Origin of the sequence: Vibrio algarum (assembly GCF_028204155.1) — a bacterium.
Taxonomy (GTDB): Bacteria; Pseudomonadota; Gammaproteobacteria; order Enterobacterales; family Vibrionaceae; genus Vibrio; species Vibrio algarum.
In genome coordinates, this window is record NZ_JAQLOI010000001.1 from 2,678,035 (window position 1) to 2,703,072 (window position 25,038).

Annotated in this window: 22 protein-coding genes and 1 pseudogene; 11 read left to right on the top strand and 12 right to left on the bottom strand. The window is 40.5% G+C overall.

The window, feature by feature from the left end; genetic code table 11:
• Nucleotides 1-6 precede the first annotated feature (6 nt).
• The 3 genes from PGX00_RS12475 to PGX00_RS12485 all read left to right on the top strand — a co-directional run bounded on the left by PGX00_RS12475 (nucleotide 7) and on the right by PGX00_RS12485 (nucleotide 3,720).
• On the top strand, nucleotides 7-1,062 hold the full coding sequence (locus tag PGX00_RS12475; RefSeq protein ID WP_272136889.1) for a FecCD family ABC transporter permease: 1,056 nt from the start codon (nucleotides 7-9) through the stop codon (nucleotides 1,060-1,062).
• Nucleotides 1,063-1,064: 2 nt separating this feature from the next.
• Nucleotides 1,065-1,835 carry a heme ABC transporter ATP-binding protein gene (locus PGX00_RS12480; RefSeq protein ID WP_272136891.1) on the top strand — a complete coding sequence of 257 codons (771 nt, stop codon included), beginning with the start codon at nucleotides 1,065-1,067 and terminating at the stop codon, nucleotides 1,833-1,835.
• Between the two features lie 325 nt (nucleotides 1,836-2,160).
• On the top strand, nucleotides 2,161-3,720 hold the full coding sequence (locus PGX00_RS12485) for a SulP family inorganic anion transporter (protein WP_272136893.1): 1,560 nt from the start codon (nucleotides 2,161-2,163) through the stop codon (nucleotides 3,718-3,720).
• 75 nt (nucleotides 3,721-3,795) lie between these two features.
• On the opposite strand, the gene PGX00_RS12490 is transcribed toward PGX00_RS12485, so the two are convergent.
• The gene (locus tag PGX00_RS12490) at nucleotides 3,796-4,245 is read right to left on the bottom strand and encodes a low molecular weight protein-tyrosine-phosphatase (RefSeq protein WP_272136896.1); all 450 of its coding nucleotides are present in this window, start codon (nucleotides 4,243-4,245) and stop codon (nucleotides 3,796-3,798) included.
• Between the two features lie 83 nt (nucleotides 4,246-4,328).
• Between PGX00_RS12490 and cobO the strand changes: the two genes are divergently transcribed.
• Nucleotides 4,329-4,934 (top strand): cob(I)yrinic acid a,c-diamide adenosyltransferase, encoded by a 606-nt coding sequence (gene cobO / locus PGX00_RS12495; RefSeq protein WP_272136898.1) that lies wholly within the window; start codon nucleotides 4,329-4,331, stop codon nucleotides 4,932-4,934.
• A 110-nt stretch (nucleotides 4,935-5,044) separates the two neighbouring features.
• Here the strand turns inward: cobO and PGX00_RS12500 are convergent, their stop codons facing one another.
• The 3 genes from PGX00_RS12500 to apbC all read right to left on the bottom strand — a co-directional run bounded on the left by PGX00_RS12500 (nucleotide 5,045) and on the right by apbC (nucleotide 9,243).
• The gene (locus tag PGX00_RS12500; protein WP_272136901.1) at nucleotides 5,045-7,204 is read right to left on the bottom strand and encodes an AsmA family protein; all 2,160 of its coding nucleotides are present in this window, start codon (nucleotides 7,202-7,204) and stop codon (nucleotides 5,045-5,047) included.
• Nucleotides 7,205-7,375: 171 nt separating this feature from the next.
• On the bottom strand, nucleotides 7,376-8,017 hold the full coding sequence (gene udk / locus PGX00_RS12505; protein ID WP_272136903.1) for a uridine kinase: 642 nt from the start codon (nucleotides 8,015-8,017) through the stop codon (nucleotides 7,376-7,378).
• Nucleotides 8,018-8,178: 161 nt separating this feature from the next.
• Nucleotides 8,179-9,243, bottom strand: coding sequence for an iron-sulfur cluster carrier protein ApbC (gene apbC, locus PGX00_RS12510; RefSeq protein WP_272136905.1), 1,065 nt, complete (start codon nucleotides 9,241-9,243; stop codon nucleotides 8,179-8,181).
• Nucleotides 9,244-9,464: 221 nt separating this feature from the next.
• On the opposite strand from apbC, the gene metG reads away from it, so the two are divergent.
• Complete coding sequence (gene metG, locus PGX00_RS12515) at nucleotides 9,465-11,510, top strand: methionine--tRNA ligase (protein ID WP_272136907.1); 2,046 nt, start codon at nucleotides 9,465-9,467, stop codon at nucleotides 11,508-11,510.
• A gap of 119 nt (nucleotides 11,511-11,629) precedes the next feature.
• Here metG and PGX00_RS22945 read toward each other — a convergent pair whose 3' ends face one another.
• Both PGX00_RS22945 and PGX00_RS12520 read right to left on the bottom strand, forming a co-directional pair.
• The gene (locus tag PGX00_RS22945) at nucleotides 11,630-11,962 is read right to left on the bottom strand and encodes a PTS fructose transporter subunit IIB (protein ID WP_407702357.1); all 333 of its coding nucleotides are present in this window, start codon (nucleotides 11,960-11,962) and stop codon (nucleotides 11,630-11,632) included.
• Complete coding sequence (locus PGX00_RS12520) at nucleotides 11,959-13,497, bottom strand: PTS fructose transporter subunit IIABC (protein ID WP_407702358.1); 1,539 nt, start codon at nucleotides 13,495-13,497, stop codon at nucleotides 11,959-11,961. Before PGX00_RS12520 ends, PGX00_RS22945 begins: the two co-directional genes overlap by 4 nt.
• 211 nt (nucleotides 13,498-13,708) lie before the next feature.
• Here PGX00_RS12520 and PGX00_RS12525 point away from each other — a divergent pair, with 211 nt between their 5' ends.
• A complete protein-coding gene (locus tag PGX00_RS12525) occupies nucleotides 13,709-14,011 on the top strand; it encodes a PTS fructose transporter subunit IIB (protein WP_272136909.1) in 303 nt (100 codons plus the stop codon).
• Between the two features lie 8 nt (nucleotides 14,012-14,019).
• Nucleotides 14,020-14,808 carry a PTS sugar transporter subunit IIA gene (locus PGX00_RS12530; RefSeq protein ID WP_272136911.1) on the top strand — a complete coding sequence of 263 codons (789 nt, stop codon included), beginning with the start codon at nucleotides 14,020-14,022 and terminating at the stop codon, nucleotides 14,806-14,808.
• 18 nt (nucleotides 14,809-14,826) lie between these two features.
• Here the strand turns inward: PGX00_RS12530 and PGX00_RS12535 are convergent, their stop codons facing one another.
• Entirely contained in the window at nucleotides 14,827-15,669 is an 843-nt protein-coding gene (locus PGX00_RS12535; RefSeq protein WP_272136913.1) for a helix-turn-helix transcriptional regulator, read from the bottom strand.
• 401 nt (nucleotides 15,670-16,070) lie between these two features.
• Between PGX00_RS12535 and PGX00_RS12540 the strand changes: the two genes are divergently transcribed.
• Nucleotides 16,071-16,511 (top strand): PTS sugar transporter subunit IIA, encoded by a 441-nt coding sequence (locus PGX00_RS12540; protein WP_272136915.1) that lies wholly within the window; start codon nucleotides 16,071-16,073, stop codon nucleotides 16,509-16,511.
• A gap of 12 nt (nucleotides 16,512-16,523) precedes the next feature.
• A pseudogene (locus PGX00_RS12545) lies at nucleotides 16,524-17,911 on the top strand (fructose-specific PTS transporter subunit EIIC).
• 141 nt (nucleotides 17,912-18,052) lie between these two features.
• On the opposite strand, the gene PGX00_RS12550 reads toward PGX00_RS12545, so the two are convergent.
• Nucleotides 18,053-18,448: a DUF2391 family protein gene (locus PGX00_RS12550; protein ID WP_272136917.1), complete on the bottom strand. Its 396-nt coding sequence runs from the start codon at nucleotides 18,446-18,448 to the stop codon at nucleotides 18,053-18,055.
• A 308-nt stretch (nucleotides 18,449-18,756) separates the two neighbouring features.
• Between PGX00_RS12550 and PGX00_RS12555 the strand changes: the two genes are divergently transcribed.
• Nucleotides 18,757-19,242 (top strand): VOC family protein, encoded by a 486-nt coding sequence (locus PGX00_RS12555; RefSeq protein ID WP_272136919.1) that lies wholly within the window; start codon nucleotides 18,757-18,759, stop codon nucleotides 19,240-19,242.
• A gap of 282 nt (nucleotides 19,243-19,524) precedes the next feature.
• The gene (locus PGX00_RS12560) at nucleotides 19,525-20,334 is read left to right on the top strand and encodes a hypothetical protein (RefSeq protein WP_272136920.1); all 810 of its coding nucleotides are present in this window, start codon (nucleotides 19,525-19,527) and stop codon (nucleotides 20,332-20,334) included.
• Nucleotides 20,335-20,624: 290 nt separating this feature from the next.
• Here the strand turns inward: PGX00_RS12560 and PGX00_RS12565 are convergent, their stop codons facing one another.
• From PGX00_RS12565 to PGX00_RS12580, 4 genes are all read right to left on the bottom strand, one after another.
• Nucleotides 20,625-21,503, bottom strand: a complete 879-nt coding sequence (locus PGX00_RS12565; protein ID WP_272136922.1) for an NAD(P)-dependent oxidoreductase — start codon at nucleotides 21,501-21,503, stop codon at nucleotides 20,625-20,627.
• A 215-nt stretch (nucleotides 21,504-21,718) separates the two neighbouring features.
• On the bottom strand, nucleotides 21,719-22,228 hold the full coding sequence (locus PGX00_RS12570) for an AAA family ATPase (RefSeq protein WP_272136925.1): 510 nt from the start codon (nucleotides 22,226-22,228) through the stop codon (nucleotides 21,719-21,721).
• Nucleotides 22,229-22,331: 103 nt separating this feature from the next.
• On the bottom strand, nucleotides 22,332-23,972 hold the full coding sequence (locus PGX00_RS12575) for a methyl-accepting chemotaxis protein (RefSeq protein ID WP_322107864.1): 1,641 nt from the start codon (nucleotides 23,970-23,972) through the stop codon (nucleotides 22,332-22,334).
• A 116-nt stretch (nucleotides 23,973-24,088) separates the two neighbouring features.
• On the bottom strand, nucleotides 24,089-24,865 hold the full coding sequence (locus PGX00_RS12580; protein WP_272136927.1) for an EAL domain-containing protein: 777 nt from the start codon (nucleotides 24,863-24,865) through the stop codon (nucleotides 24,089-24,091).
• Nucleotides 24,866-25,038: the final 173 nt, after the last annotated feature.

The window sequence follows — 25,038 nt, forward strand, 5'->3', positions numbered from 1 at the left end:
TAAAAAATGAACAATAAGATCTCTGGGCGAATTTCCGTCCGTTTGTTAACGCCTATCGGCATATCACTTCTCTTTATGGCGGTGATTGCCTCAGTGTCCATTGGACCAATGAAGATTACTTTTATCGACAGCATGCTCGCGATTCTTCCTGGGCAGTTATCTTCAAATAACACTGATTCCGCATACATGGAATTGATTGTTCAACAAATCAGATTACCAAGAACCTTATTAGCAGTTGCGGTTGGCGCTATTTTAGCTTTATGTGGTACCGTTATGCAGGGTTTATTTCGAAACCCTCTTGCCGACCCCGGTATCATTGGTGTCTCTGCGGGCGCATCTTTAGGTGCAGCTATTGCGATTGTTCTTTTCGGTAGCCTAGCCGAGCAATATCCTCACCTTTTATTATTTGGTACTGTCCCTTTATTCTCTTTTATTGGAGGGACCATAACCACTTTACTTGTCTATCGCCTCGGAACGTCTCCAACTGGAACATCGGTTACTATGATGCTTCTTGCGGGTGTGGCTATCAGTGCACTTGCTGGCGCTGGTCTCGGTTTGATGAACTACTTTGCCGATGACCAAGCCCTTAGAGATCTTTCTTTATGGACGATGGGCTCACTTGCCGGTGCTAACTATCAAGGTTTGAGCATGGCGTTTACAAGCTTGCTGATTCTCTTTTTCCTCTTTTATCGTGACGCAAATAAGCTCAATGTCTTATTGCTAGGGGAGCCAGAAGCCAAACATATGGGCATAGAAGTTCAAGCATTGAAACGTCGACTAATTTTGCTGACTGCGGCGGGTGTCGGTGTCACTGTTTCTCTTGCAGGCATGATTGGTTTTATCGGATTAATTGTGCCTCATTTGGGTCGGATGCTCTCGGGGCCCAACCACCGCACTCTACTCCCTTTATCTATGATAATTGGTGCTTTATTACTGCTTATTGCCGATATGATTGCCAGAACGGTTGTCGCTCCATTAGACATGCCCGTTGGCATTGTGACAGCGCTAATCGGTTCTCCTTTCTTTATCTGGTTATTAGTTAAGCAAAAAGGGCGTATATAGTCATGACAAGCGCAGTCTCTCTTAAAAATTTACACCTTAAACTTGGCGGAAAGACCATTTTGGATAATATTTCCGTTGATTTTCATGCTTCTGAATTAACCATACTATTGGGTCCTAACGGAACAGGTAAAAGCAGCCTTTTGAAGCTCATAACCAAAGAATGGCCCCATAATGGCATGGTACGTTATTTCAATACTGACTCTGACAATTGGAAACCATCAACGTTAGCCAAGCATATGGGTGTTCTACCTCAATCCAGTACACTTTCCTTCAATTTTTCGGTTAGAGAAGTTATCGAATTAGGAGGGTTAACTCTACGTGCATCACAAAAAGAGATCGCTTCAATCGCCGAAGAATATATGCGACAAACCGATGTCATTCATTTGGCTGGACGTCTTTACCCTAGTCTATCCGGTGGTGAAAAACAGAGAGTTCATTTAGCCAGAGTTTTAACCCAATTAGCACAGAGTGAAGACAAAAAAGTGTTACTTCTGGATGAACCAACATCAGCACTGGATTTATCCCACCAACATAAAACACTACAACTAGCAAAGGCATTGACCGAGCAAGGTGCGTCTGTCATCACTGTCATTCACGATCTCAATCTGGCTGCGCAATATGCCGATAGGATATTGATACTAAATGAAGGTAAATTAGTCGCAGACGGAACTCCGTGGGACACATTAACCAAAGAAAATATTGCCGATGTTTATCACTGGCCAGTGCAGGTTGTTCCACACCCTGAACGTGGGCACCCGATCATATTGACATAATTAGAGGGACTCCATTTAACGATGAATAACGAGAACATGCCGCTTCATACTCTAGCGCGCTAAAAGGCATAATTGCGTTTCCCACCAAATTAGAAATGATATGTATTTATAATATAATCAGCCCCAAAATTGTTAATAAGTTATTAATTTCGGGGCTCGAAATAGCATTTATTCTTGAAGTCAATCACACTATTCTGTACGATTCGCCAGTCTAATTAGAATCCGATCACAATTGCTTTAAAGCAGTCTCTTTGCTATTCAGTTTAGCTTTAGTAGTAATATCGATTGGAACAAATTTATTTATCCATAAATATACTGAGCTAAAATGTTTGAATTTCCACAGTTTTCAGGGCAATCAGTTAAAAATGATGTGCTCTCCGGGCTTACTGTTGCCTTAGCACTTGTGCCAGAAGCAGTTGCGTTCGCCTTTGTTGCAGGTGTTGACCCAATGGTTGGCCTTTACGCAGCATTTATCGTTGGTATCATCACCTCTATCTTTGGTGGCCGACCTGGTATGATTTCTGGTGCCACTGGTGCAATGGCCGTCGTTATGGTTAGCCTTGTCGCTACCCACGGTGTGCAATATCTATTCGCTGCAATTTTACTCGCAGGCGCGTTACAGGTCTCGGCTGGTATTTTCCGTTTAGGTAAATTTATTCGTATGGTGCCACATCCGGTGATGATTGGTTTCGTCAACGGTCTCGCTATCGTTATTTTCCTAGCGCAACTTGGTCAGTTCAAAGCTCCTGATATAAATGGCGTGATCTCGTGGCTTCCAACCGATCAAATGGCGGTCATGATTGGTTTGATTTTGCTGACGATGGCTATTATTCATTTTTTGCCTAAGTTTACCACGGCAGTGCCTTCGTCTTTGGTGGCGATTGTTTCTGTGACGCTAATCGTTCAACTTCTTGGGCTCGATACTCGTACTGTTGTTGATTTCCTAAGAACGATGTCAGGTGATGAAGCCGCGACACTGGCCGGTAGCTTGCCGACATTTTCTGTTCCAATGGTTCCGTTTAACTTAGAAACACTACAAATCATTCTTCCTTACGCAATAATTCTTGCTGCAATAGGCTTAATAGAATCTCTATTAACACTTACGGTGATCGACGAAATGACCAACACGCGTGGTCAAGCTAACCGTGAGTGTGTAGGACAAGGCATTGCAAATATGACTTGTTCTGTCTTTGGTGCAATGGGTGGTTGCGCAATGATTGGTCAATCTATGATCAACGTTAACTCAGGTGGTCGTGGCAGACTTTCAGGCATCACAGCAGCTCTAGCTCTGTTGTTCTTTATTTTGTTCGCGTCTGCATTAATTGAAATGATTCCATTATCAGCACTCGTTGGTGTTATGTTTATGGTGGTCATCGGCACATTTGAATGGGCAACGTTTAAACTTGCACGTCGCGTACCAAAACAAGATTTCTTCGTTATTGTACTAGTAACCATTGTGACAGTAATGACTGACTTGGCGGTCGCGGTTGCCGTTGGTGTTATCGCCTCAGCACTTATGTTTGCATGGCAACACGCGAAGCATATTTATGCTAGCAGCAAATTAAACGCTGAAGGTTCAAAGGAATACCATATTAATGGCCCAATTTTCTTTGGTTCAGCAGCAAACTTCTTAGAACTGTTTGACGCTAAAAATGACCCAGTTGATGTTATTGTTGATTTTGCAAATTCACGTGTGGCAGACCATTCTGCTATCGAAGCAATTGAAACTATTGCAGAGCGCTATACCGCAGTAGGTAAGACGCTTCACTTACGTCACTTGAGCCCAGATTGCCGCACTCTACTTGAGAACGCAGGTAGTCTTGTTGAAATAAATGTTAAAGAAGACCCAAGCTACAAAGTAGCAACGGATTTACTGGCTGGATAACTTTATTACCCACTGGTTAAACAGATGAAGCCCAACGAGCAAACGTTGGGCTTCATTGTATCTGTCGCCGGAAAATTACAGTTTTTTAAGTAACTCGATGCTCGCTTCTTCGATTAAATCTAATACCAACTCAAACCCATTATCACCACCGTAATAGGGATCGGGAATCTCATTATATCCAGATTTCGAATGGCGAAGAAACAAGCTGATTTTATGAGTATGTTCTATTGGACACATACCGAGTAACTCACTCATGTTGTCTCTATCTGCCGCCAAAATAATATCAAAATACTCAAAATCTTTTGGTGAAACTTGGCGAGCAACAATACCATCAAACGAATATCCTCTATACTCGCCTGCCGTTCTTGCTCGAAAATCGGGTTCATTTCCAGAATGAAAATCGAGCGTTCCAGCAGAATCTACTTCGATAGGTAGATTCATTTTTTTAGCCGTAGCGCGCAAAACGGCTTCGCCTGTAGGGGAGCGACATATATTACCCATGCAAACCACGAGAATCTTCTTCATACTACCCTCCAAAATTTAAGGTTTTTCCATTAACCTTATTCCTTTATCATAGTCGTTAACTCAGCATTATTAAAAGGATTACCATGAGTTCTAATCAATCAAAAGATGATCGATACAAAGCACGCCAAGAAAAGGTGAAAAGGAACATCGACGAAAAGATAGAATCAGCTCAAATTGAAAAAGGATTATTGCTCGTCATTACCGGAAACGGTAAAGGCAAAAGTACAGCTGGCTTTGGTACTATTGCTCGCGCAGTAGGGCACGACTTAACGTGTTCTGTGGCTCAATTCATCAAAGGGACTTGGGATAACGGCGAGAAAAACTTATTAGAAAAACTCGGTGTAGAGTTTCAAGTGATGGCGACGGGATTCACGTGGAATACCCAAGACAAAGAGTCCGACACAATAGCAGCTCAAAAGGTTTGGCAAGAGTGTAAACGTATGCTTAAAGATGAATCTATCGATGTGGTTTTATTTGATGAGCTTACTTATATGGTGACCTATGGCTATATTGATTTGGATGAGGTTATAGAAGCTCTTCAAAATAGACCTAAAATGCAGTCAGTTGTGATCACTGGCCGTGCTGCTCATCGTTCCTTGATAGAGATTGCCGATACAGTTTCTGAAGTTAAAAATGTCAAACACGCCTTTGAATCGGGTGTAAAAGCTTTACGTGGTGTAGATTGGTAAAAAATGAAAAACCTATATTGATAAATGAATCCACCAAATCCGTCATCCCCACTTTTGTGGGGATGACACGTTTTTACTTTCAATAATTAGCCTTAGTAGCAGGCCGAAAATTAGTTAAACAACCCTTTAAGTAACTTGTCAGCCAGCTCTTTTGTCTTACCATCTTTGACTTTATCACCAAGAACGCGGTTTAGTTCCTTCTCGGCTTTTTCCTCAAGCTCTTTCTTTTTCTGAGATTCTAGCTGTTTCCATAATTGGTCGAACTCAATTTTATACTTAGGTTCAGCCCACTTATTGTAAACACGAACAGGTATAGTGATATCTTTCAGGTCATTAATATCCTTGCCACCCTGTCCTTTCAAAGAACCAACAATGGAAGTGTCGAGTAATAAATCCATTGTTTCATTGATATAATTTGCGTTCCCTTCACCACGAATTCGCAGTAATGGCGATGAAATTGTTAGATCGTTAGTCGTCATCACACCTTTATTTAGGTTCAATGTCGCTTTCATTGCGCTAAAGTCAGTTTTCTTTTCTTCCTCCTCTGACTCATCCACTTTTTGGCCTTTAATTTTGGCATAGTTAACTCGAATTAGTTGAGCAACGTTTATTCCGTTCACTGCACCATCGGCAAAGTTAATCTTTATCGTACCCGCTAGGTTTTGTTTGATACCTGTTGGCGTTAAACTTTTACCCTTAACGTTTACATCAATATTACCTGTGCCTTCTAGCATATCGTTTTCAGCAACATCTTTAAGTAGTGGTTGCACTTTAACGCCTTTGATCTGCTTCTTAGCCCAATAGCTTGCTGGGCTTTTTCGTGCATCTAACTGCGCGGACGCATTTATTGAACCTTGATATAATTTCGAGCTAAATGAATTAAGATCAGCAACGCCGCGGTTAACCGTAAAGCTTGTCACAACCGCCTGCATCTTGGCGTTACTTGCTTTAAAATTATCGATAGTAATTTTGCCTTTCACATCCAAATTATTAAGCGCACTTAAATCTGGTTCTACCTCTTTTTGCGGTTTCGCGCCATTCGATGTCGATGCTGTTGAAGCCTCTGATTCTTTAGTTGATTTATCTTCAGCCGGTTGTGATTTATTTAATCCTAAGAATTCATCTAAATCGATATTGGGGCTATGTAGATCAAAACGAATTTGTGGAATATCGGATAGTTTGACGGTGCTATTACCATCGAACTGAAGCGCATTTAAGTTCAACTTTTCGAGGTCAAGAGAGATCAGAGACTGCTTAATATCGAAACCGAAATCGGATTTTGCAGTAATTTTCATTGGTGATTGAGGTAAGCTATCGCCGACAAAAGTCGAGTTCAAATCCATATTTTTAAGACGTATTTGACTAATTTCCTTGTCTACCATCAGATCTGAGGTTAATTTCAGGTCAATATCCAAATCAGCAGATCGACCTTTCACGCTTACCGACAGAGAGTTATCGGTATCAAAAGCAAACGTATTGAGTTCAACTTTAGCGCTTGAAATTTTCGTACTAGGGTCGCTAAAACTCGAATCAAGAACAATGTTACGTAATTCATATGTCGCAAGATCTTGCATAAGCTTTAGTTCAGCTTGACCTTCTGTCGCGAAATTTTGTTGATTGTTTTTACCTTTAGCGGCGAATGTCACCGTTGTCCACTGAGCAAAAGCGAATTCAGATACCGTTAAACCAACATCATAAAGCTTGGTATAAGAGCCTGTTGAATCATCTTGGATTTCGAGAGACGCATTTGTTACCGAGACACCAGCAAGATTAATTGTCCATGAATTTTGTGCCTCTGAAGGGGCTGGCTCAGAGGTTGGAGGATTAGGCGATGCCGTTTTGGATGAGTCTGTTGATTCCGTCGGTTCGGCTTTATTTGTCTGTGTTAACGCATCAAGATTACTAGAACCGTCTTTTTTAGTTTCCAGATAGATTTCTGCACCATCTAAAGAAACATTCCCAATATATAGCTCTTTGCTGAACATAGGCATAACCGAAACATCAACGCCAATGCCTTCAATTTTCAACAAATTTTCGTTTTTGAATCCTGCTGGGTTCTTAAGTTCAGTCTTACCTAAACTCAACCCTAAAGATGGAAAAAACTGCCAACTAATATCCCCATCAATAATAAGATCCATACCTGTCTGTTTTTTTGTCTGTTCAACAATCAGTGGCTTAAATTGATTAGGGTTCACAAATAAAAGTAAGGCTGCTATCGCCAATACAATGACTACAACCGGAATGCCGATAATTAATAGAATTTTTTTCATTCACTTTCCCTTTGCGAAAATAAGGCAACGTCTTTGCCTTAGCAATAATAGAATATAGACACGAATAATTGTGTTTTTCATAAGACAAAAAATGGCACATAAAGTGCCACTTTTAAACTACATACTGTCAATTAATTGAAATGATTTTGCTAACAGTTGGAAATCTTATAGTTAAGAATTCAGTAATTTAGCAATATGAGCCTTCAAAACATCGATAGCGATTCTGTTTTTACCACCACGAGGGACAATAATATCGGCATACTGTTTAGATGGTTCGATAAACTGCATAAACATTGGTCGAACCGTCTTCTGATATTGTTTCAGTACGGATTCCATCGTTCTACCGCGCTCTTGTACATCGCGAGTAACTCTTCGTAATAAACAGATGTCGAGCGGCGTATCCATGAAAATAGACGCGTGCATCAAACCACGTAACCTTGGGTCGGTTAATAGTAAAATGCCTTCCAAAATAATGACCTTTTTCGGTGTGAACTCTGTCGTTTCCTTTACACGAGTATGCTCGGTATAGCTATACTCTGGAATATCAACCGTGTCACCTTTCATCAACTGCTCTAAGTGATCGCACAACAAGTCATGATCCAAGGCATTAGGATGGTCATAGTTTGTTTTAACTCGATCCTCCATACTCAAATCACTTTGATCTTTATAGTAGCAATCTTCAGTTATAACACCGATTTGGTGATCACCGACCTTGGCTTTCAACTCATTATAAATTGTACTAGCGATTAAACTCTTTCCGGAGGCAGATGCACCAGCAATACCTACAATGACGCAATTATTATTTTCAGACATGATCAACACTTGGGGGCAATGGAATAAACCGTATAATTATAGAGTTTACTCAAGCTAGATACTAGGTTTTGTATCAAGAGAAATACAGCTATCTGAAAAAAACATGCCAAATCGGATAGCTGCCTGTTAAAAAACCGTCAATCGTATTATCAACCACCACTTTAGCTAAGATTAGTAAAGGGGATACTTTCTGCTTTAGCTTTACCCAACCAATACATGCTACTTGTGATTTTTTCCGCCAGATGCAGGTAAATCTGAGTATGTTCGCTATCTGGTCGAGCCACCACTGTGGGTTTACCTGCATCAATATCTTCACGCATAGTAATATCAAGTGGTACCTGTGCTAATAAATTAGCACCAAATTCCTGAGCCACTTTCATCGCTCCATTGTGACCAAATATGTGTTCTTTTTCACCACAGTGGCTACAGATGTGATAGCTCATATTTTCAACTACGCCTACCACGGGAACAGCCACCTTTTCAAACATAGCTAGTCCTTTACGGACATCCGCTAAAGCGAGATCTTGTGGTGTGGTAACAATCACAGCCGTCGTTACTGGAATATTTTGTGAAAGAGTCAGTTGTACATCACCTGTACCTGGAGGCATATCGATAACTAAATAATCTAAAGATGGCCAATCTGTCTCATTTAAAAGTTGCCCCAACGCCTTAGACGCCATTGGGCCACGCCAGATTGCCGCTTCAGATTTATCAACCAAATAGCCTATCGAATTGGTATAAATACCAAATGATTCAATAGGTATCATAAATTGCCCATCACGCACATCTGGAGACTCATCTTCTTTCCCAAGCATCATGGGAACAGATGGACCGTAAATATCCGCATCAAGCAGACCAACTTGCGCACCTTGAGTACTTAATGCCAATGCCAAATTCACTGCAGTAGTCGATTTACCTACCCCACCTTTTGCTGACGTGACCGCAATAATATTTTTTACATTAGGTAATTCTGCCGTCACCACCGTTTCTAAAGCGGCGACACTAACAGAAATTGACACTTTATTCGCATCGATATCTTGCCCTTCAATCCAGCGCGCTAACGAACTTTGTAAGTCCGCAGAATAGAAGGGTAGCTGTATTTTCACGCAACCATTATTTAGACGTTTTACAATAGTTGAAGCCCCAGCCCAACCCTCAATGAGTAATGGGTGTTGAAACTGATTTAGCCAGCTAACCAGTGCTTCTTTAGAATCGAAAATAGACATGCATTTGCTCCTACGGATACTCATGTACTCGGGAATGAAATTGTTTGCTTAATAAGATTGTAAAGTGAATTTCATTAGTGCCTTGTATGCTAACACTCCAGCCGTGCTAGCTAAACCCTAAAAATTTAATGGAATAAATGTTTCCATTGTTGGAGTCAGGCCCGGCATAAGGTAGTATTACCTACTAATTTTTACCTCCTAATTAAAGTGAATTATTAAGTATGGCAACTGATCCAAGAAAACTTTTGGTAACTTGTGCCCTTCCGTACGCTAACGGTTCAATACACCTTGGCCATATGCTTGAGCATATCCAAGCTGATATCTGGGTTCGATACCAAAGGCTACGTGGCAACACAGTAAACTTCATCTGTGCAGACGATGCTCACGGCACACCAATAATGCTTAAAGCGCAGCAGATGGGAATATCACCAGAAGAAATGATCGCTGCTGTAAGTGAAGAACATCAAAAAGATTTTGCTGGCTTCGATATTAGCTTTGACAATTACCACAGCACACATAGCGATGAGAACCGCGAATTAGCGAGTTTGATTTATCTTCGCCTTAAAGAAAATGGTTTCATTTCAAGCCGAACTATTTCTCAATTGTTTGATCCTGAAAAAGAGATGTTTCTGCCGGATCGCTTCGTAAAAGGGACATGTCCAAAGTGCAAATCTGAAGACCAATACGGTGATAACTGTGATAACTGTGGTGAAACCTACAGCCCAACAGATTTAATAGATCCGAAATCAGCGGTTTCTGGTGCGACACCAGTGATGAAAGATTCAGAACACTTCTTCTTTGACTTACCACAATTTGAAAGCATGCTGAAAGCTTGGACTCGTTCAGGGTCCCTTCAAGCTGAAACGGCAAACAAGATGCAAGAATGGTTTGAGTCAGGGCTAAAACAGTGGGATATCTCCCGCGACGCGCCTTATTTTGGTTTTGAGATACCGGGTGAAAAGAACAAGTTTTTCTATGTTTGGCTTGACGCTCCAATCGGTTACATGGGGTCATTTAAAAACCTATGTGATAAACGAGATGACTTAAACTTTGATGAGTATTGGGCAAAAGATAGCACAACCGAACTTTATCATTTTATTGGCAAAGACATTGTTTATTTCCATAGTTTGTTCTGGCCAGCAGTGCTCGACGGCGCAGGCTTCCGTAAGCCGAACAATGTATTCGTCCACGGTTATGTGACGGTTAACGGCGCGAAAATGTCTAAATCTAAAGGGACATTTATAAAAGCAGCAACCTACCTTGATCACTTAGACCCTGAATGCTTGCGTTACTACTACGCTGCCAAACTAAATAACCGCATCGATGATCTTGACCTAAACTTGGAAGATTTTACTCAACGAGTAAACGCTGATGTCGTCAATAAGATAGTCAACCTAGCTTCACGAAATGCCGGTTTTATCACCAAACGTTTTGGCGGAAAACTATCCGCTCAGTTCGCAGAACCTGAATTGTATGCGGAATTTGCAAACGCAGCAGAAAAAATCGCAGAACTATATGAGTCTCGCGAGTTTAGTCGAGCTATTCGTGAAATTACGGCGCTAGCAGATAAAGCCAACCAATACGTCGATGAAAAAGCACCTTGGGTTGTGGCTAAAACAGAAGGCCAAGACCAAGAACTGCAAGATATTTGCTCTGTTGGTATCAACCTATTCCGTGTACTTATAACGTACCTTAAACCTGTGATGCCAGATCTAGCAGCAAGAACCGAAGCATTCTTAAACCAAGAACTGACTTGGGATGCTATTGCAGAACCTCTTGTTAACCATGACATTACAAAATTTAAAGCTCTGTTCAGTCGTATCGACCCTAAAAAAGTTGAGGCTATGATTGAAGCATCAAAAGAAGACGCAGCAGCCGACCAAGCAGCTAAAGAGAAAGCCGTGGCAACTGAAACCGAACTCAGCAAAGATCCAGTCGCCGATGAAATTGAATTTGACGACTTTGCGAAAGTTGACCTACGAATCGCCAAGATAGTTTCGTGTGAAGAAGTACCTAAAGCAAACAAATTGCTTAAGCTGGTACTTGATATTGGTGGCGAAACACGTCAGGTATTTGCTGGAATCAAGTCTGCCTATAAACCTGAAGAACTCATCGGGAAGCACACCGTTATGGTGGCGAACTTAAAACCTCGTAAAATGAAATTTGGTATGTCCGAGGGTATGGTTTTAGCAGCAGGACCTGGTGGAAAAGACCTGTGGATATTAGAACCACATGAAGGTGCTCAACCGGGTATGCGCGTAATGTAACGCAACCAGCAGCTCATAATAAAGAGGCAGCCTTTTCTGGCATGCCTCTTTTTTTGACCACATTGTTTGTCAAAAAGAATTTTATGACTCTATTAGATAACTGCTCAGTTAATCGATAACTATGGCTGCCACTGAATTAGTGCCTCAGCATTATACATCGCATCTTTTGTTCCTACATCAAGGCACTTAATGTTATTAAATCGTTCAGGGTCTTTAATTGCAACATCATGGGCAAAGATAACAAACTTTGCTTTCTCAATGTCTTTTGGCGTAATTCTATCGATAATTCCGTTGGCTCCCTGTGTTTCGATCTTAATTTTAACACCCAGACTATGAGCGGCTTTCTCTAATGACTTGGCAGCCAAAAAGGTATGAGCGACACCTGAAGGACACGATGTCACCGCCAATATATCTGCTTCTCCTTCTCCTTCAACAGGTTGATAAGTCGTCAACCACTGTGTTTCATCGTTATCTTCCGTAACTCTTTTTTTAGTAGTAAAACAACAAGCGCCGTTGTCATAGCACCTGCAATTATCCCGACAATATAGCCAAGTTTTCCGTCCACAACAGGAAGTACAATCAAACCTCCCCACGGGGCATGATTAATTGTATGAAACACAAAACCGATCACATTTCCTACGATACCACCTGCGATAACCGCTGGAAGTACTCTAGCAGGATCCGAAGCAGCGAAAGGAATAGCACCCTCGCTGATGCCAATCATCCCCATGATTCCCGCAGCTTTCCCCGCTTCGCGCTCATCCCTTTTAAATTTCTTTGGGGAAATAAAGGTCGCAAGTGCCATTCCAAGTGGAGGCGTGCATATAGCGATACCTACCCCACCCATCAACCAAGGTTGAGTATTTACCTGCGTTTGAGCAAACAAAGTGGCTACTTTATTAATTGGTCCACCCATATCAAATGCCGTCATTGCACCCAATACAGCACCCAGCAATACCTTACCTGAACCTGCAATTCCAGCTAACCACTCGTTCATTGTCATCATTGCATTGGCTATAGGAGCACCAACAACCCACATGACAACAGCACAAGTAACAAAAGTTCCTACTAAGGGGTAGATAAAGATACTACCTAATGAACTCATGCTATCTGGTAAACGTATTTTTTTTAGCATATAAATAACAAAACCAGAGAAAAAACCAACGACAATGGCACCTAAAAAACCCGTACCGTATTGACTCACGGCTATCCAAGAACCAATCATCCCAGGGGCTAAACCCGGCTTGTCGGCAATGGAATATGCGATGTATCCACCTAATACTGTCGTAAAAAGGGTCAACCCAGCTATACCCATTTTTGCAATATCGGCCAGCGCACCATCATTTGGAACCGCTCCCTGACCCGAGAACATAACAGATAGTGAAAGCAATACCCCACCCGCAACGATGAAAGGAATCATGTGAGATGTTCCAAACAGAAGATGCTCTTTTAAACGCGCTAACTTTTTTTGCCAAGGACTCAATAGTTCAGGCTGAAACGAAGGTAGCGAAGAGATAGGTTGTTGTGTGGAGTGAGGTTGGATGTCTGTCAGTAAGGCGTACGCTTGTTCTGCGGTTTTAACCGCTTTTAGTTCAGCGACAAATCCATCTTCAATAAGTTTAGTAGACACTTGTGCAAGGACTTCGATATGTTGATAATCATCACCATTTGGCGAAGCTAACATAAAGAATACCGATGACAATTCGCCACCTTCTGCACCGTAGTCAACTCCGTTGCGACTTATACCAACCACAACGGCAGGTTGTATCACAGCAGTACTTTTAGCATGAGGAATAGCTATCCCCTCTTCAAAACCTGTATTTCCTATCTTTTCACGTTTCCAAATATCAGCTAAAAACTGCTGATCATCGTCTAGCTTTCCCGCAGAATTTAGTATTTCAACGAGTTCTATAAACACCGCGTCTTTTGTCTGTCCTTTCAGATTTAAACAGATGAGTCTTGGCTCCACAAAATCAGTAATATCCATATTTTTTGCTCTTATCTACGTTGAAATGCTCCGCCTACAGCATAGATTAACCATTCCAATTGACTCTATATATAGGACGCAAAGTGCATTAACTGGATTATTGTAGCAATAAATAAAGTATGTGAAGCATACCCTACCAACGACACTTCAAGAACAAAGGTTTTATCAACTCTCGTGATAAACTATGTAAAAACAACAACAAGGAATCATGATGAGAATCGTAGCGGTAACGGCATGCCCTACAGGAATCGCACATACCTATATGGCAGCTGATGCACTCATTAAAGAGGCACCAAAATTCGACGTAAAAATAAAAGTAGAGACCCAAGGCGCTATGGGTATTGAGAATCTACTGACGCCTCATGATATTGCTCAAGCAGATAAGATTCTTATTGTTTCTGACATTGAGATTGAACAATCTGTTCGCTTCAAAGGACGTGAAACCATACAAGTCCCTATAGAAGACGTACTGCTTAACGTACAAAAAGTTTTTATTATCCATTGCCGAAACTGATCGACGATATGAACGAGTACCAAATCACTTTTTTCGTTAACGACACAACTGGTAATGCTCATGTTGTACTGCCATTAAGCCGATTAGCCAAAACGTTCAAAAGTACAGTTCGAATTGTGAACATTACGCAAAACCGCAGTGCTGATTTGTCAATGTCTGTAGCGGTTCTTCAAGTCGGTTTATTAAAAGGGGATTTATGCCAAATAACGGCCATCGGCATTGATGCCGAGTTGACCTGTTTCGTCATAAAAGACATTATTGCAGAGCACTACGCCTTAATTGGTTCACATATCAACGAAGAATTTTCAACTCATTTGGTTCGTCGCTTGCCGCAGATTTCTCCACCCTGTGAGATCAAGTGGTTTTATGCGAAGGCACAAACTGATCTCAACAAACTCGAATGCTTAAAGGGACTTGCGCAACTCATTCATCCACAAAACTCTGAAGAGTTGTTACACTCCTTAATCAAGCGAGAAGAGCAGTCGTCCACATGTGTATCTCCTGGTATCGCTTTACCACATGTAATGTTTAATGATATTGAACTCATGTCTATTGCCGTCATCGCTACAGATCTTCCTATTGATTGGTCTTCTACAATAGGGAGTGTTAGACTTGCCATCGCACTAATACTCCCCAAAACGCCTTCTAAAGACCAAATCGTTTCAGCTACTAACTTAACTCGAAACCTGCTTAATGGACAGGTAACAGAACGACTGCGACAGACTCGAAATAGTGTCGACTTGCAAGCCCTGCTTATGTACTTATCCTCAAGACTACTTCCATACAATCTAAGCTAGACTAGCTTATATCGGATGTTAACTAGTACCACGATACTCTGTTGGCGTTCGCCCTGTGCGGCTTTTAAATACGCGACAAAAATAATTTACATCTTTGAAACCACAACGCATCGAGACTTCACTTAATTTGAAATTGTATTTTTTCAGTATAAATTTAGCTCTATCAACACGCACTCTCGTTATGTATTCTGCTAACGTCATGTGGCCCTGTTGTCGAAATAAACGAGATAGGTGATTTGATGAAATACAAAATTTTTCTGCTATACAATCACGATGAAGTGGGTTGTGAAAGTTTTCTTGGATATGGATACAAATCCCTTGATAAAGGTCTTTAACGCGGTTGTTAATCTGCTCTTCCACTGGTGTATCTAACATAGTTTTACTATATTGGAGTAGCGCTTGTAGCAATAATTCATCCATCGGTTTTTTATTGCTTTCACGAGCCAGAGAATTCAACGCTTCAAGGATATTATCTATAGCGAAACCTGAACGAGTTTGGATACTGTATTTTTGAATATCATCAAAGTCGACTTCACCTCGACGCTTACTTACAAAACTAAGGCCTAATTGGCTTCGACCGAAAAGGATACTTAATACCGAACACCCGCAATCCCAATCCGGTTTATTCCAGCTGTTGGTTGGAATAAATATCGCATCTCCCTTCCTTGCGGTTACCCTTGTTATCTTTCGATCGTGATTTTCCATTTCATTAATATATTCGCCATCAAGCACAAGTTCTAATCGAGGAAAGTTAACTTGATAGCTAAATACTGGCGGGGTATGAAAATCACCCGCAAACCAAATATTATTCGATGGTTCACGTTCACTAAGAATCGATGAAATAAGACGCTCAAAAACCACGTTACACACTCCTAAGCCATATAAACAACGGCAGAGATTACAGGTATACATCAGGCCGTATTATTTCTCTACCCATCCAGATCACAATCCATCATTAAGGTTACAAAAATCCAGTTAAAGACTGGATTATCTAGTATTAGAACAACCCCGCTATTTAAAGAAAACGATGACAAGTTTTATTAACCACCTGTTATCAATATGAAAATTAGGAGCGTCACCCCTCAACATACCGAACATTGGCTAAGAAATCTGAAATTTAGGCATAAGTTCTATTTTATTGACATTCATCACACTTAAGTTTCAACGATACAAAAATACAGTTCTGGGCTTTTTTTCCTATTTTTGTTCCCACCTGAATGAACTAATTTAATTTAAGACCTCAATACAGAATGAGTTAAAAAATGATTATCGATTTAATAAACACAAAGCTAATTACAAACAACCTAAAAGCAACAACTAAAGAGGATGTATTTATAGAGTTGGCAAACATGCTATTCGAAGACTCCCGAATTACTAGCACAGATATCTTTTTAACAGACATTGAAGCGCGTGAACTTGTAAGCGTTACTTCAACAGATGGTATTGCTTACCCGCATGCAAAAAGCAAAGCGGTAAAAGAACCGGCAATCGCCATTGGGGTTAAACGCGAAGGTATTGAATACGGTGACGAAGACGGTATCAAACCAACTCTGTTTTTCATGATCGCATCACCAGACAACAATGCCGACCACCACATTTATGTTCTTCAAGAGCTATTCGGAAAGTTCGGCGAAGAATTTATTGAACAAATTCATAACGCAAAAGATGAACAACACATTCTAAATATTCTAACCAATTCATAAGGTGTAATAATTATGAGTACAATAGCAGCTCAAGCTACTAACAGTAGTGACTTTAAAAAAATACTGGGGACCTTAAAGGGTCACTTACTATTCGGTACCTCTCACATGTTACCGTTCATTGTTGCTGGTGGGGTCTTACTTGCTCTAGCCGTGATGGCATCGGGCAAAGGCGCTGTTCCTGCAGACGGCTTACTCGCTGACATTTCTAACATTGGTATAAAAGGCCTTGTTCTATTCCCAATCATACTTGGTGGCTTTATCGGATACTCTATCGCAGATAAACCCGCTCTTGCGCCAGCGATGATCGCCTCTGGTATAATGTCTGATATGGGCGGGGGTTTCTCGGCTGTATTGTTGCTGGTTTCATAGCAGGTGGTGTTGTATTCCAACTTAAGAAAATTCCCCTTTCAGAAAACATGACTGCGCTCGGTGCCTACTTTATTTATCCATTAATCGGTACGTTAGTATCGGCAGGGATTGTTCTTTGGGGCATCGGTGAGCCAATTAAGTTTTTCATGGCTTCAATGAATGAGTTTCTCGCCTCTATGGCTGGCGCTTCTAAAATGGTTCTTGGTGCTATCCTAGGCGGTATGACAGCGTTCGATATGGGTGGACCGATCAATAAAGTAGCCACCTTGTTCGCACAAACTCAAGTAGACACACAACCTTGGCTAATGGGCGGCGTTGGTATTGCAATTTGTACACCACCATTAGGTATGGCACTAGCAACATTCTTGTTCAAGAAAAAATTCTCAAAACAAGAACGAGAAGCAGGGAAAGCAGCTGCGATAATGGGCTCTATCGGTATCTCTGAAGGTGCGATTCCATTTGCTGCGAACGATCCATTACGCGTTCTGCCTTCAATTGTAATTGGTGGTATCGTTGGCTGTACCTTCGGCTTCCTAACCGACGTATTACTACATGCACCATGGGGCGGGTTAATCACTGCACCAGTATCAAGTAACATTCCAATGTACGTTGTAGGTATTGCGTTAGGTTCATTAACTACCGCTATTATAGTCGGTCTATGGAAACCGGTTGCAACAGAAACAGAAGAAGATGAATCACAACAAGCAGCACCAATATCAGTACCCGCTGCAGGTGAAGGCGAATATGATGTAGTTGCCGTAACTTGTTGCCCTTCAGGTGTTGCTCATACTTTCATGGCAGCGAAGGCGCTTGAGAAAGCAGGAGCAGCAGCAGGAATTAAAATCAAAGTAGAAACACAAGGTCAAAATGGCATCCAGAATCGTATTACCCCACTGGATGTGGCGAATGCCAAACTGGTTATTCTTGCCCACGATATTCAAGTCAAAGATTCGCAGAGATTCGCGAATGCAAATGTCGTGGAATGCTCAACCAAAGAAGCTATGCGCAATGCCGCTAGCATGATTGTATAAAGTTAACACCGCAAGGTATTCAGCAATAGCCTTTAGCTATCTGACAACTAAACATAATAAAACGAACTAGAAATGGTTCGTTTTTTATTACTCGCAGACTAACCTTTTATCGTTTCCTAGTGTTGTATGCTTTAAACGGCTTCATTCTTTGTCGAAACTATCGACGACAATTGCTCCCATTGATGCTGGCATGGTAATAACGATAATTCTTTTAATGGCCACTATTGGTTCAAGGAGAAATGGTAACTTATTTAAACAAAAAAGAACAAGTGCAACTACCATGGCGGTAATCAAATAAGCGATAAAAATACGAGATATGAAAATAAATGGTCTTGTTTTTACATTTCGTTGAAACACGCTTTCATACGTAAACAGCGCTAAAAAAACGACCGAAAGAATAAAAAGCATGAGCAAATTGACGGCTGGAAGCGTCTCACCTAATCGCCATGCTTCTTCTGAAAATGATATAGGTACTGCTAGTGCAAACGCACCTACAAATATTTGGCTTGCATCCTCAATATTAAAACTTAATTTCATATCAAACCCCTATGATATTGATAAAGCGTAGCAAAAGATTGCCAGTATTACTGTACTAGTTAATTGGAATTGTCATCTTCTTTGTTAAGTATAAAAAATCAGACTTCGTTTCTTCGCTCTTACCCTCTATGTCTGGGCTTACTCCCCTACTATTCAACTAAAAAAGGTTATTACCTTTAACTCATACGTATCATTACAAAATATTATTATTTATATAATTTATGATAATTTTACCTAATCTCAGTCCGGTCATATACTTCCCACATCGAAACAGACAAGCAACTAACAATAGAACAAGTGAGAACAATATGAAGATGAGTCATGTAGGAATTATGGTTGGCGAAATGGATAAAGCTGTTGAGTTTTATACTAAAGCATTAGGCCTTGAAATCGTAATGGGTAAGTCTGAAGTTATTGAAGAAAAAGAAACCGCAATCGGAGCAATGTGTATTGCCGTATTTGGAGAAGGCTTTAAAGGATTTAACATCGCACACCTAGTAACAAATGATGGCATCGGTTTCGAACTGTTTGAAATGAAAGACAGAGAAGACAGACACAATGTCGACTTTACTAAAATTGGCATTTTCCACTACTGTTTAGAAACTGATGACTTCGAAGGGGTTATTGAGAAGGTTGAACAATATGGCGGAAAAGTCAGAATGGATATCATGAGATACCACCCTGAAGATGCTAACCGACCTTACAAAATGGTTTATTTAGAAGACCCATTTGGAAACCTTTTTGAGCTTTATTCACATTCCTATTCAGAAACGTATTCTTCTGAGTATGAATAAGAAAATAGATAACAAATCGTTTTGTTATCGTTTATAAAAATAGCCTCCTTGTTGGAGGCTATTCAGATCGTAGAACATTAAAAAGGCTAAAAGCTAGCTGGCTAAACGGTACAAGCCTTATCTGTACACGCTCAGACCTTGTCTCACCATCTAGGTGCGTCTCGCACCACTTTATTCTTAATGCCTGAAAAAACAATAATTAACCATTTGAATTTAATGGGTTTAATAAATGGCATTATCCCTGCTAACGATTTAATAGCTAGAATAAAGTAAGGAGTCTATATGTTTGTATTCATCGCTATTCTATTATCGCTTGCTGTCTGTTTCATCATGCTTTACGCGTCTTCTAAGCGTAAAGCGAGTTTCCAGCAAAAATATGACCTCGTTACTGATTTAAGAAACCTAGTCACTTTATGTCGACAACATCGCAGTGCAAGCCATTATCTTCTTTACTATGGCAACCCTAAAAGTCATGAAATTCTTATACTAGAAGAAAAAATGTATACAACGATGAAGATACTTATTGGCAAAGCACATTTTGATAATAAGCCGATCTATCGAATACTATTTTCAAAATTATCCAAATTGATTAACGAATGGGAACATATGACCATCAGCCAGAATCAAATGAGTCATGGTAGGATCATTAGGCATTGCGTATTTCTGATTGATGAAGTTGTTTTAGCATGGTTAGTTGAATCCCAACGAACTGAATTGGGAGATGACTATAATCTAAGTTGGCATCAGATAAATGATAGCTTGGAATCATTGACTAAATTTAGAATTGCCATTCAAGATGTTAATGAAAAAGATGGGCTTACGAATCTAAAACCACATGCTAAATCGATGATCACTCGACTTAATCAGCTCTCACTGATCAGTCCTTTGGCGATAGCTTCACCCGCCTGCTCGCTACTTTGTAAGCAATTAGAAGACTTATCCAATTCTGACGAACTCGAATTCACCAGAGAACAACTTTATAAAATGTCGACAGATGCTTCTCTTGTCATCTTCAACACATACGATTTTCTGCTCTCTGATATCGCTGAATCTATCTATGTCCCCTTACCTAAACTGGCGCTTTCTATTTAGCGCCATTAAAGATGTCATACCATTCATAGCCAAACATCCTGAAATAGAGCCAGACTTTATTGAGCGTAATATTTTAAGCTGTGATGAGTCTCTAGCTGTACTAAATGCAAAACTAATTGACGTAGACATAGGAGGCATTATTTGGATAGACGATCATATGAGAGGAACAAGTCGTGAGAGAGCTTTTGTCTACGATTGTTGTAGGTAATTAAATATCGTTATAAAGAAAAAAACCATACTACGTTATAACAGCCTATTAGGCCCAACAACGCAGTATGGTTATATTCGAATTACTTCTCTAGTTTAAGGAAGTAATCGAAGATTTCTGGAACGTTACCGTTACCCATGCCAGCATCAAGTGCCGCTTGTAGGTTAGCAGAAGAACCTTCAGCAATCTTAGATTGCGTACCTAGGTCTTCAACCATTTGTAGGAAGTATCCAAGATCTTTGTTTGCGTTTGCAATAGAGAAGCCCAAGTCGCTCACGCCGTCAACAGTGTAGTTTTTACAGAACTGCATGAATGGCGAGTTAGATGGACCAGTCGACATGATGTCGAATAGTTGCTGACGATCAACACCAGCACGGTCTGCTACTGCGAAAGCTTGAGACATAGCACAAACAGTTGTCATACCCATGAAGTTATTAACAAGCTTAGTTGTGTGTCCTGCACCAAGTGTACCCAAGTGGAATACGTTCTCGCCTTGCTCTTCAAGTACTGGTTTAACTTTGTTAAACGTCTCGATGTCACCAGCTGCCATGATATTAAGCAAACCATCTTTAGCGTGAGCAGGAGTACGACCAAGAGGAGCATCGATCATACCAGCGCCTTTCTCAGCAAGGTCTGCACCAATTTTGCGAGTAGAAGCAGGAATCGAAGTACCGAAATCAACTAAAACAGCGCCTTCTTTGATGCCAGCTAAGATGCCATCTTCAGAATACATTAGCTTTTCAACAACAGCAGAAGTGGTAAGACAAAGCATTACGATGTCGCTAGCTTCAGCCAATTCTTTTGCTGAAGTTGCTTCTTTAGCACCGCGAGCAACACAAGCTGCAACAGCTTCTTTGTTAAGGTCCATAACATTCAGCTCGTAGCCTCTGTTCTGTAGGTTCTCAACCATGTTGCCACCCATAAGGCCAAGGCCAATAAAACCAATGACTGGTTTAGTCATATCCAACTCCCAATAATGTTCGAATGTGTTATTGTATGATTATATGTCCATAGAAAAATTTTGCAACCACTGAATGGTGTATTCCGTGATTGATAAGGGGTGTTATAGAGGTGTTTTTTCGAAAATGCGATATGGAGCATAATAGATTGGGCGATTACATAACGCAATTACATTCAAGTTAACATCGGCATCACATTTCTGGCTAGCTAGAATACTCAACCAATATCATATTTATGTCTTACAATATGCACGATATTAAGGTTTTCTTCTGCGGTAGGAGGTTCGAAAAACTTGGTCACTTGAGTAAACATCGCCTCGGTATCAAATAGAGCACGTTCGGGCTGTACTATACGACGCTTAGCTATTTGAAAAAGACACAGTTCATCATTTACATCAAGGTAAGTAACTTCATGTCTACAACCTATCTCTGAACAGAGCAGAATAAACCATGCTCTTTGACCTATTGTATTAGCTGGAAAATCCATAACAACATTAGTACCAGAATTCAAAATGTTTTGAACATGCGTCTTAACAAAGGGTTTTATTTGACGAGATAGCCTCAAATAGTCTTCGAAAGTCTCTATTTGATTTGGGTAGTGAGCCTCCAACCATTCATCTTCCGAAATACATACAGCGTTATTTTCAGCCGCAGTAACTAACGATTTCGTCGACTTCCCAGCCCCCATTTTTCCACAAAAGAAGAATAATTTCCCTAGCGACTTCATAATACCACCCCCCGTCTCATAGTATTACTTATTAGTGCTTGCCGTTAAACTTGCACTGCAATCTTAAACTGCTGCATCAGTCTACGTAGCTCCGAAGCCAAAGTCACCAGTTCTTCGCTAGAACGTGCCGTATTCGAAGACCCCCCAGAACTTCCTGACCAGCATGACTAATATTACTCATACTTTGGTTTATCTCTTCCGCTGCGACTGATTGCTGTTCACAGACTGTTGCGATTTCTATATTCATACCGCTGATCACTTCGACCGAATTATGAATTTCAGAAAGTGACAGACTTGCTGTTTCAGCATTCGATGCACTGCTAATAACCATATTTTGGCTCTGTTCTATAGCATCCACAGCGTAAGACGCTTTCGCTTGTAACTTATCTATTAATCGATGAATTTCCGACGTCGCTCCTTGAGTGCGTTGAGCCAGATTTCTTACTTCATCCGCTACCACCGCGAAACCTCGCCCTTGCTCACCCGCTCGCGCAGCCTCTATTGCGGCATTCAATGCTAATAAATTCGTCTGATCGGCAATTTCAGTAATATTAGTAACAAACGAACCAATGGCGTTACTTTCTTCACTCACGGATTGAATTTGAGTTGCCGCTGTCTGTATTTGTTCAACTAGTGTACTGATCTCATTTTGATTCGATGTTACAACTTGGTTGCCAATGGCAACTTGATCATTTGCGTTACTGGTAACGGATACTGCGTGGATAGCGCTTCCAGCGATTTGTTCTACTGTCGTCGCCATTTCTGTCATTGCTGAAGCAACATGTTCGGTCTCTAGTTGCTGAGCATTAATGGCCTGATTAGTTTGCTCAGTAGCCACTGCCAATTCTTCAGCAACAGACGCAAGGTGATTAGAAGAAAGAAGCACCTGATTAATCGTATGTTGAAGCTTTTGGGCCATGCGGTTCATTGCATTAAGTAAAATGCCGGTTTCATCCTTTACATTACTATGCAAATTAATATTGAGATCTCCGTCCGCCATTTGATTCGATGCTTCAACGGCTATGCGCAACGAAGTAGTTAATGTTCGAGTAAAAAATCCGCCTAATAAAATTCCAATAATAATACCTATCACACCAATGACCACAATCCCACGAATAGCCGTTACCTCATGTTCCTCTGTTTTGAGTAATGCGTGCTCCGTTAAGCTTTCAATTTTCATCAAAAAGGTTTTTAACTGACCATTAAGCCTATCTTGTTGCTGCTCTAAAGTGGGTAACCTTTGTTCTGCGCTATTAATATCTCCTTTCTCTATATTATCGATTAATAATTGTGCTAAGTTTTCATACTCTAGATGTTCGCGCTTTAACAAAACTATGGATTGATTTAATTCAGCTGTTTGATTCTCAAGGTTATCGGCATTCGCTGTCGAAGACACATCGCGTAATATTTTTTCAGCCTCAATAAGTTGACTATCAATATCGAAACTAAGTGCTTTAAATTGAGAAAATAGTTCGACCACTTCACTACGACTTTGATTCCCAGTGAGACCAGCACCGCGAAAGGATTTTTCAAGCAATAAAGCCCCCTGAAGCTGTTTATTTGCAATATCTGTCGTGATCTCCGTAAGGGGAATATCTTCATCAATGATACTTTGTAGTTCGTTACTGATCTGCTGCATTTGCTTATAGCCAAAACCACCAACGGCAACAACTAATGTTAAAAGGAGGGTAATCAGGACGATCATTTTAGATCTTATTGTAAGGTTGTTGAAAGTACGCATCATGCTTATATAGCTCCCTATAAAATTTAGCCAAATTACATTTACACTAAATACAGTAAAAAATTCATTAATTAGAAACCATATGGTTCCTATTCCAAAGGTTATATCTTAATTTCCCACTACTTGGTTTCTCTACGTAACCGATAAGGCCTACCCGAATAATATCCTTGAATAAAATCAAATGACAAAGACTCCAACATTGAATATTCAAGTTCGGTTTCAATTCCTTCTAATACTGTTTGTCGTCCGTTTTGATGAAGCTTATTCAATAACTGTGGTAAATACGTGCTGTTGACGCCTTGGCAATATTCTCTCACTAACGCTCTGTCGATTTTCACGATATCAGGATTAAGTAGATTGACTCTCTTATGATTTGATTCTTTATTACCGAAATCATCAACCGCAATTTGATTACCAAACTCTTTAAAATCAGACAGACCAGAGAGCAACTTTTTAGTATCGTTCTCTTCGAATTCAGTAATTTCCCACACCATTTGGTTACAATCTATTCCCACTGACGCGAGCCTTTCAAACACCTTAGATATAGAGTACTGGTCACCCGAAATTTGGGCAAACATCGTAGGATGGACGTTAATGAACAACTTCTTCTTTAAATACGCATTACTGTAATTCCTTACATGTATGCTCGCGCAAATAATACCCACATTAGTTATCTCAGTAGCATCTGCAAATAAAGTAAAAAAATGAGTCGGATCGATGCTTTTAGTACCTTTTGATACTCTCGTTAAACCTTCGTAACCATAAATTTCTGACAGCGATTTATTCCAAATCGGCTGAAACACACTTTTTAGTATGTAATCACCGTAATGCCCAACCCACTCACCATCGATTATTTCCAAATGATGTTGTACATCCTTCGGGTCAAACAAATTCATTACAACACCTTCAAATAGACGATAAAACTCATAAATGGAGCAGAAGTGTACGCATTTATTGTGGGGGAATTGTGAAGAAACCTAATCAATGTCTTAGCTCGAATAGCTAATAGCAAGCTTAATCTGTGCTACACGGCAACACTGGACATGTACCTCAATTTTGCATTTCAATT

Excerpts from the sequence above, each read along its gene's own strand:
- PGX00_RS12475 (WP_272136889.1), top strand. The coding sequence starts at position 7 with ATGAACAATAAGATCTCTGGGCGAATTTCCGTCCGTTTGTTAACGCCT.
- PGX00_RS12565 (WP_272136922.1), bottom strand. The coding sequence starts at position 21,503 with ATGACTAAACCAGTCATTGGTTTTATTGGCCTTGGCCTTATGGGTGGC.
- PGX00_RS12485 (WP_272136893.1), top strand. The coding sequence starts at position 2,161 with ATGTTTGAATTTCCACAGTTTTCAGGGCAATCAGTTAAAAATGATGTG.
- PGX00_RS12560 (WP_272136920.1), top strand. The coding sequence starts at position 19,525 with ATGTTTGTATTCATCGCTATTCTATTATCGCTTGCTGTCTGTTTCATC.
- PGX00_RS12530 (WP_272136911.1), top strand. The coding sequence starts at position 14,020 with ATGAACGAGTACCAAATCACTTTTTTCGTTAACGACACAACTGGTAAT.
- PGX00_RS12540 (WP_272136915.1), top strand. The coding sequence starts at position 16,071 with ATGATTATCGATTTAATAAACACAAAGCTAATTACAAACAACCTAAAA.
- PGX00_RS12550 (WP_272136917.1), bottom strand. The coding sequence starts at position 18,448 with ATGAAATTAAGTTTTAATATTGAGGATGCAAGCCAAATATTTGTAGGT.
- PGX00_RS12570 (WP_272136925.1), bottom strand. The coding sequence starts at position 22,228 with ATGAAGTCGCTAGGGAAATTATTCTTCTTTTGTGGAAAAATGGGGGCT.
- PGX00_RS12575 (WP_322107864.1), bottom strand. The coding sequence starts at position 23,972 with ATGATGCGTACTTTCAACAACCTTACAATAAGATCTAAAATGATCGTC.
- PGX00_RS12500 (WP_272136901.1), bottom strand. The coding sequence starts at position 7,204 with ATGAAAAAAATTCTATTAATTATCGGCATTCCGGTTGTAGTCATTGTA.
- metG (WP_272136907.1), top strand. The coding sequence starts at position 9,465 with ATGGCAACTGATCCAAGAAAACTTTTGGTAACTTGTGCCCTTCCGTAC.
- cobO (WP_272136898.1), top strand. The coding sequence starts at position 4,329 with ATGAGTTCTAATCAATCAAAAGATGATCGATACAAAGCACGCCAAGAA.
- PGX00_RS12480 (WP_272136891.1), top strand. The coding sequence starts at position 1,065 with ATGACAAGCGCAGTCTCTCTTAAAAATTTACACCTTAAACTTGGCGGA.
- PGX00_RS12520 (WP_407702358.1), bottom strand. The coding sequence starts at position 13,497 with ATGGATATTACTGATTTTGTGGAGCCAAGACTCATCTGTTTAAATCTG.
- PGX00_RS12580 (WP_272136927.1), bottom strand. The coding sequence starts at position 24,865 with ATGAATTTGTTTGACCCGAAGGATGTACAACATCATTTGGAAATAATC.
- PGX00_RS12555 (WP_272136919.1), top strand. The coding sequence starts at position 18,757 with ATGAAGATGAGTCATGTAGGAATTATGGTTGGCGAAATGGATAAAGCT.
- PGX00_RS12525 (WP_272136909.1), top strand. The coding sequence starts at position 13,709 with ATGAGAATCGTAGCGGTAACGGCATGCCCTACAGGAATCGCACATACC.
- PGX00_RS12490 (WP_272136896.1), bottom strand. The coding sequence starts at position 4,245 with ATGAAGAAGATTCTCGTGGTTTGCATGGGTAATATATGTCGCTCCCCT.
- udk (WP_272136903.1), bottom strand. The coding sequence starts at position 8,017 with ATGTCTGAAAATAATAATTGCGTCATTGTAGGTATTGCTGGTGCATCT.
- apbC (WP_272136905.1), bottom strand. The coding sequence starts at position 9,243 with ATGTCTATTTTCGATTCTAAAGAAGCACTGGTTAGCTGGCTAAATCAG.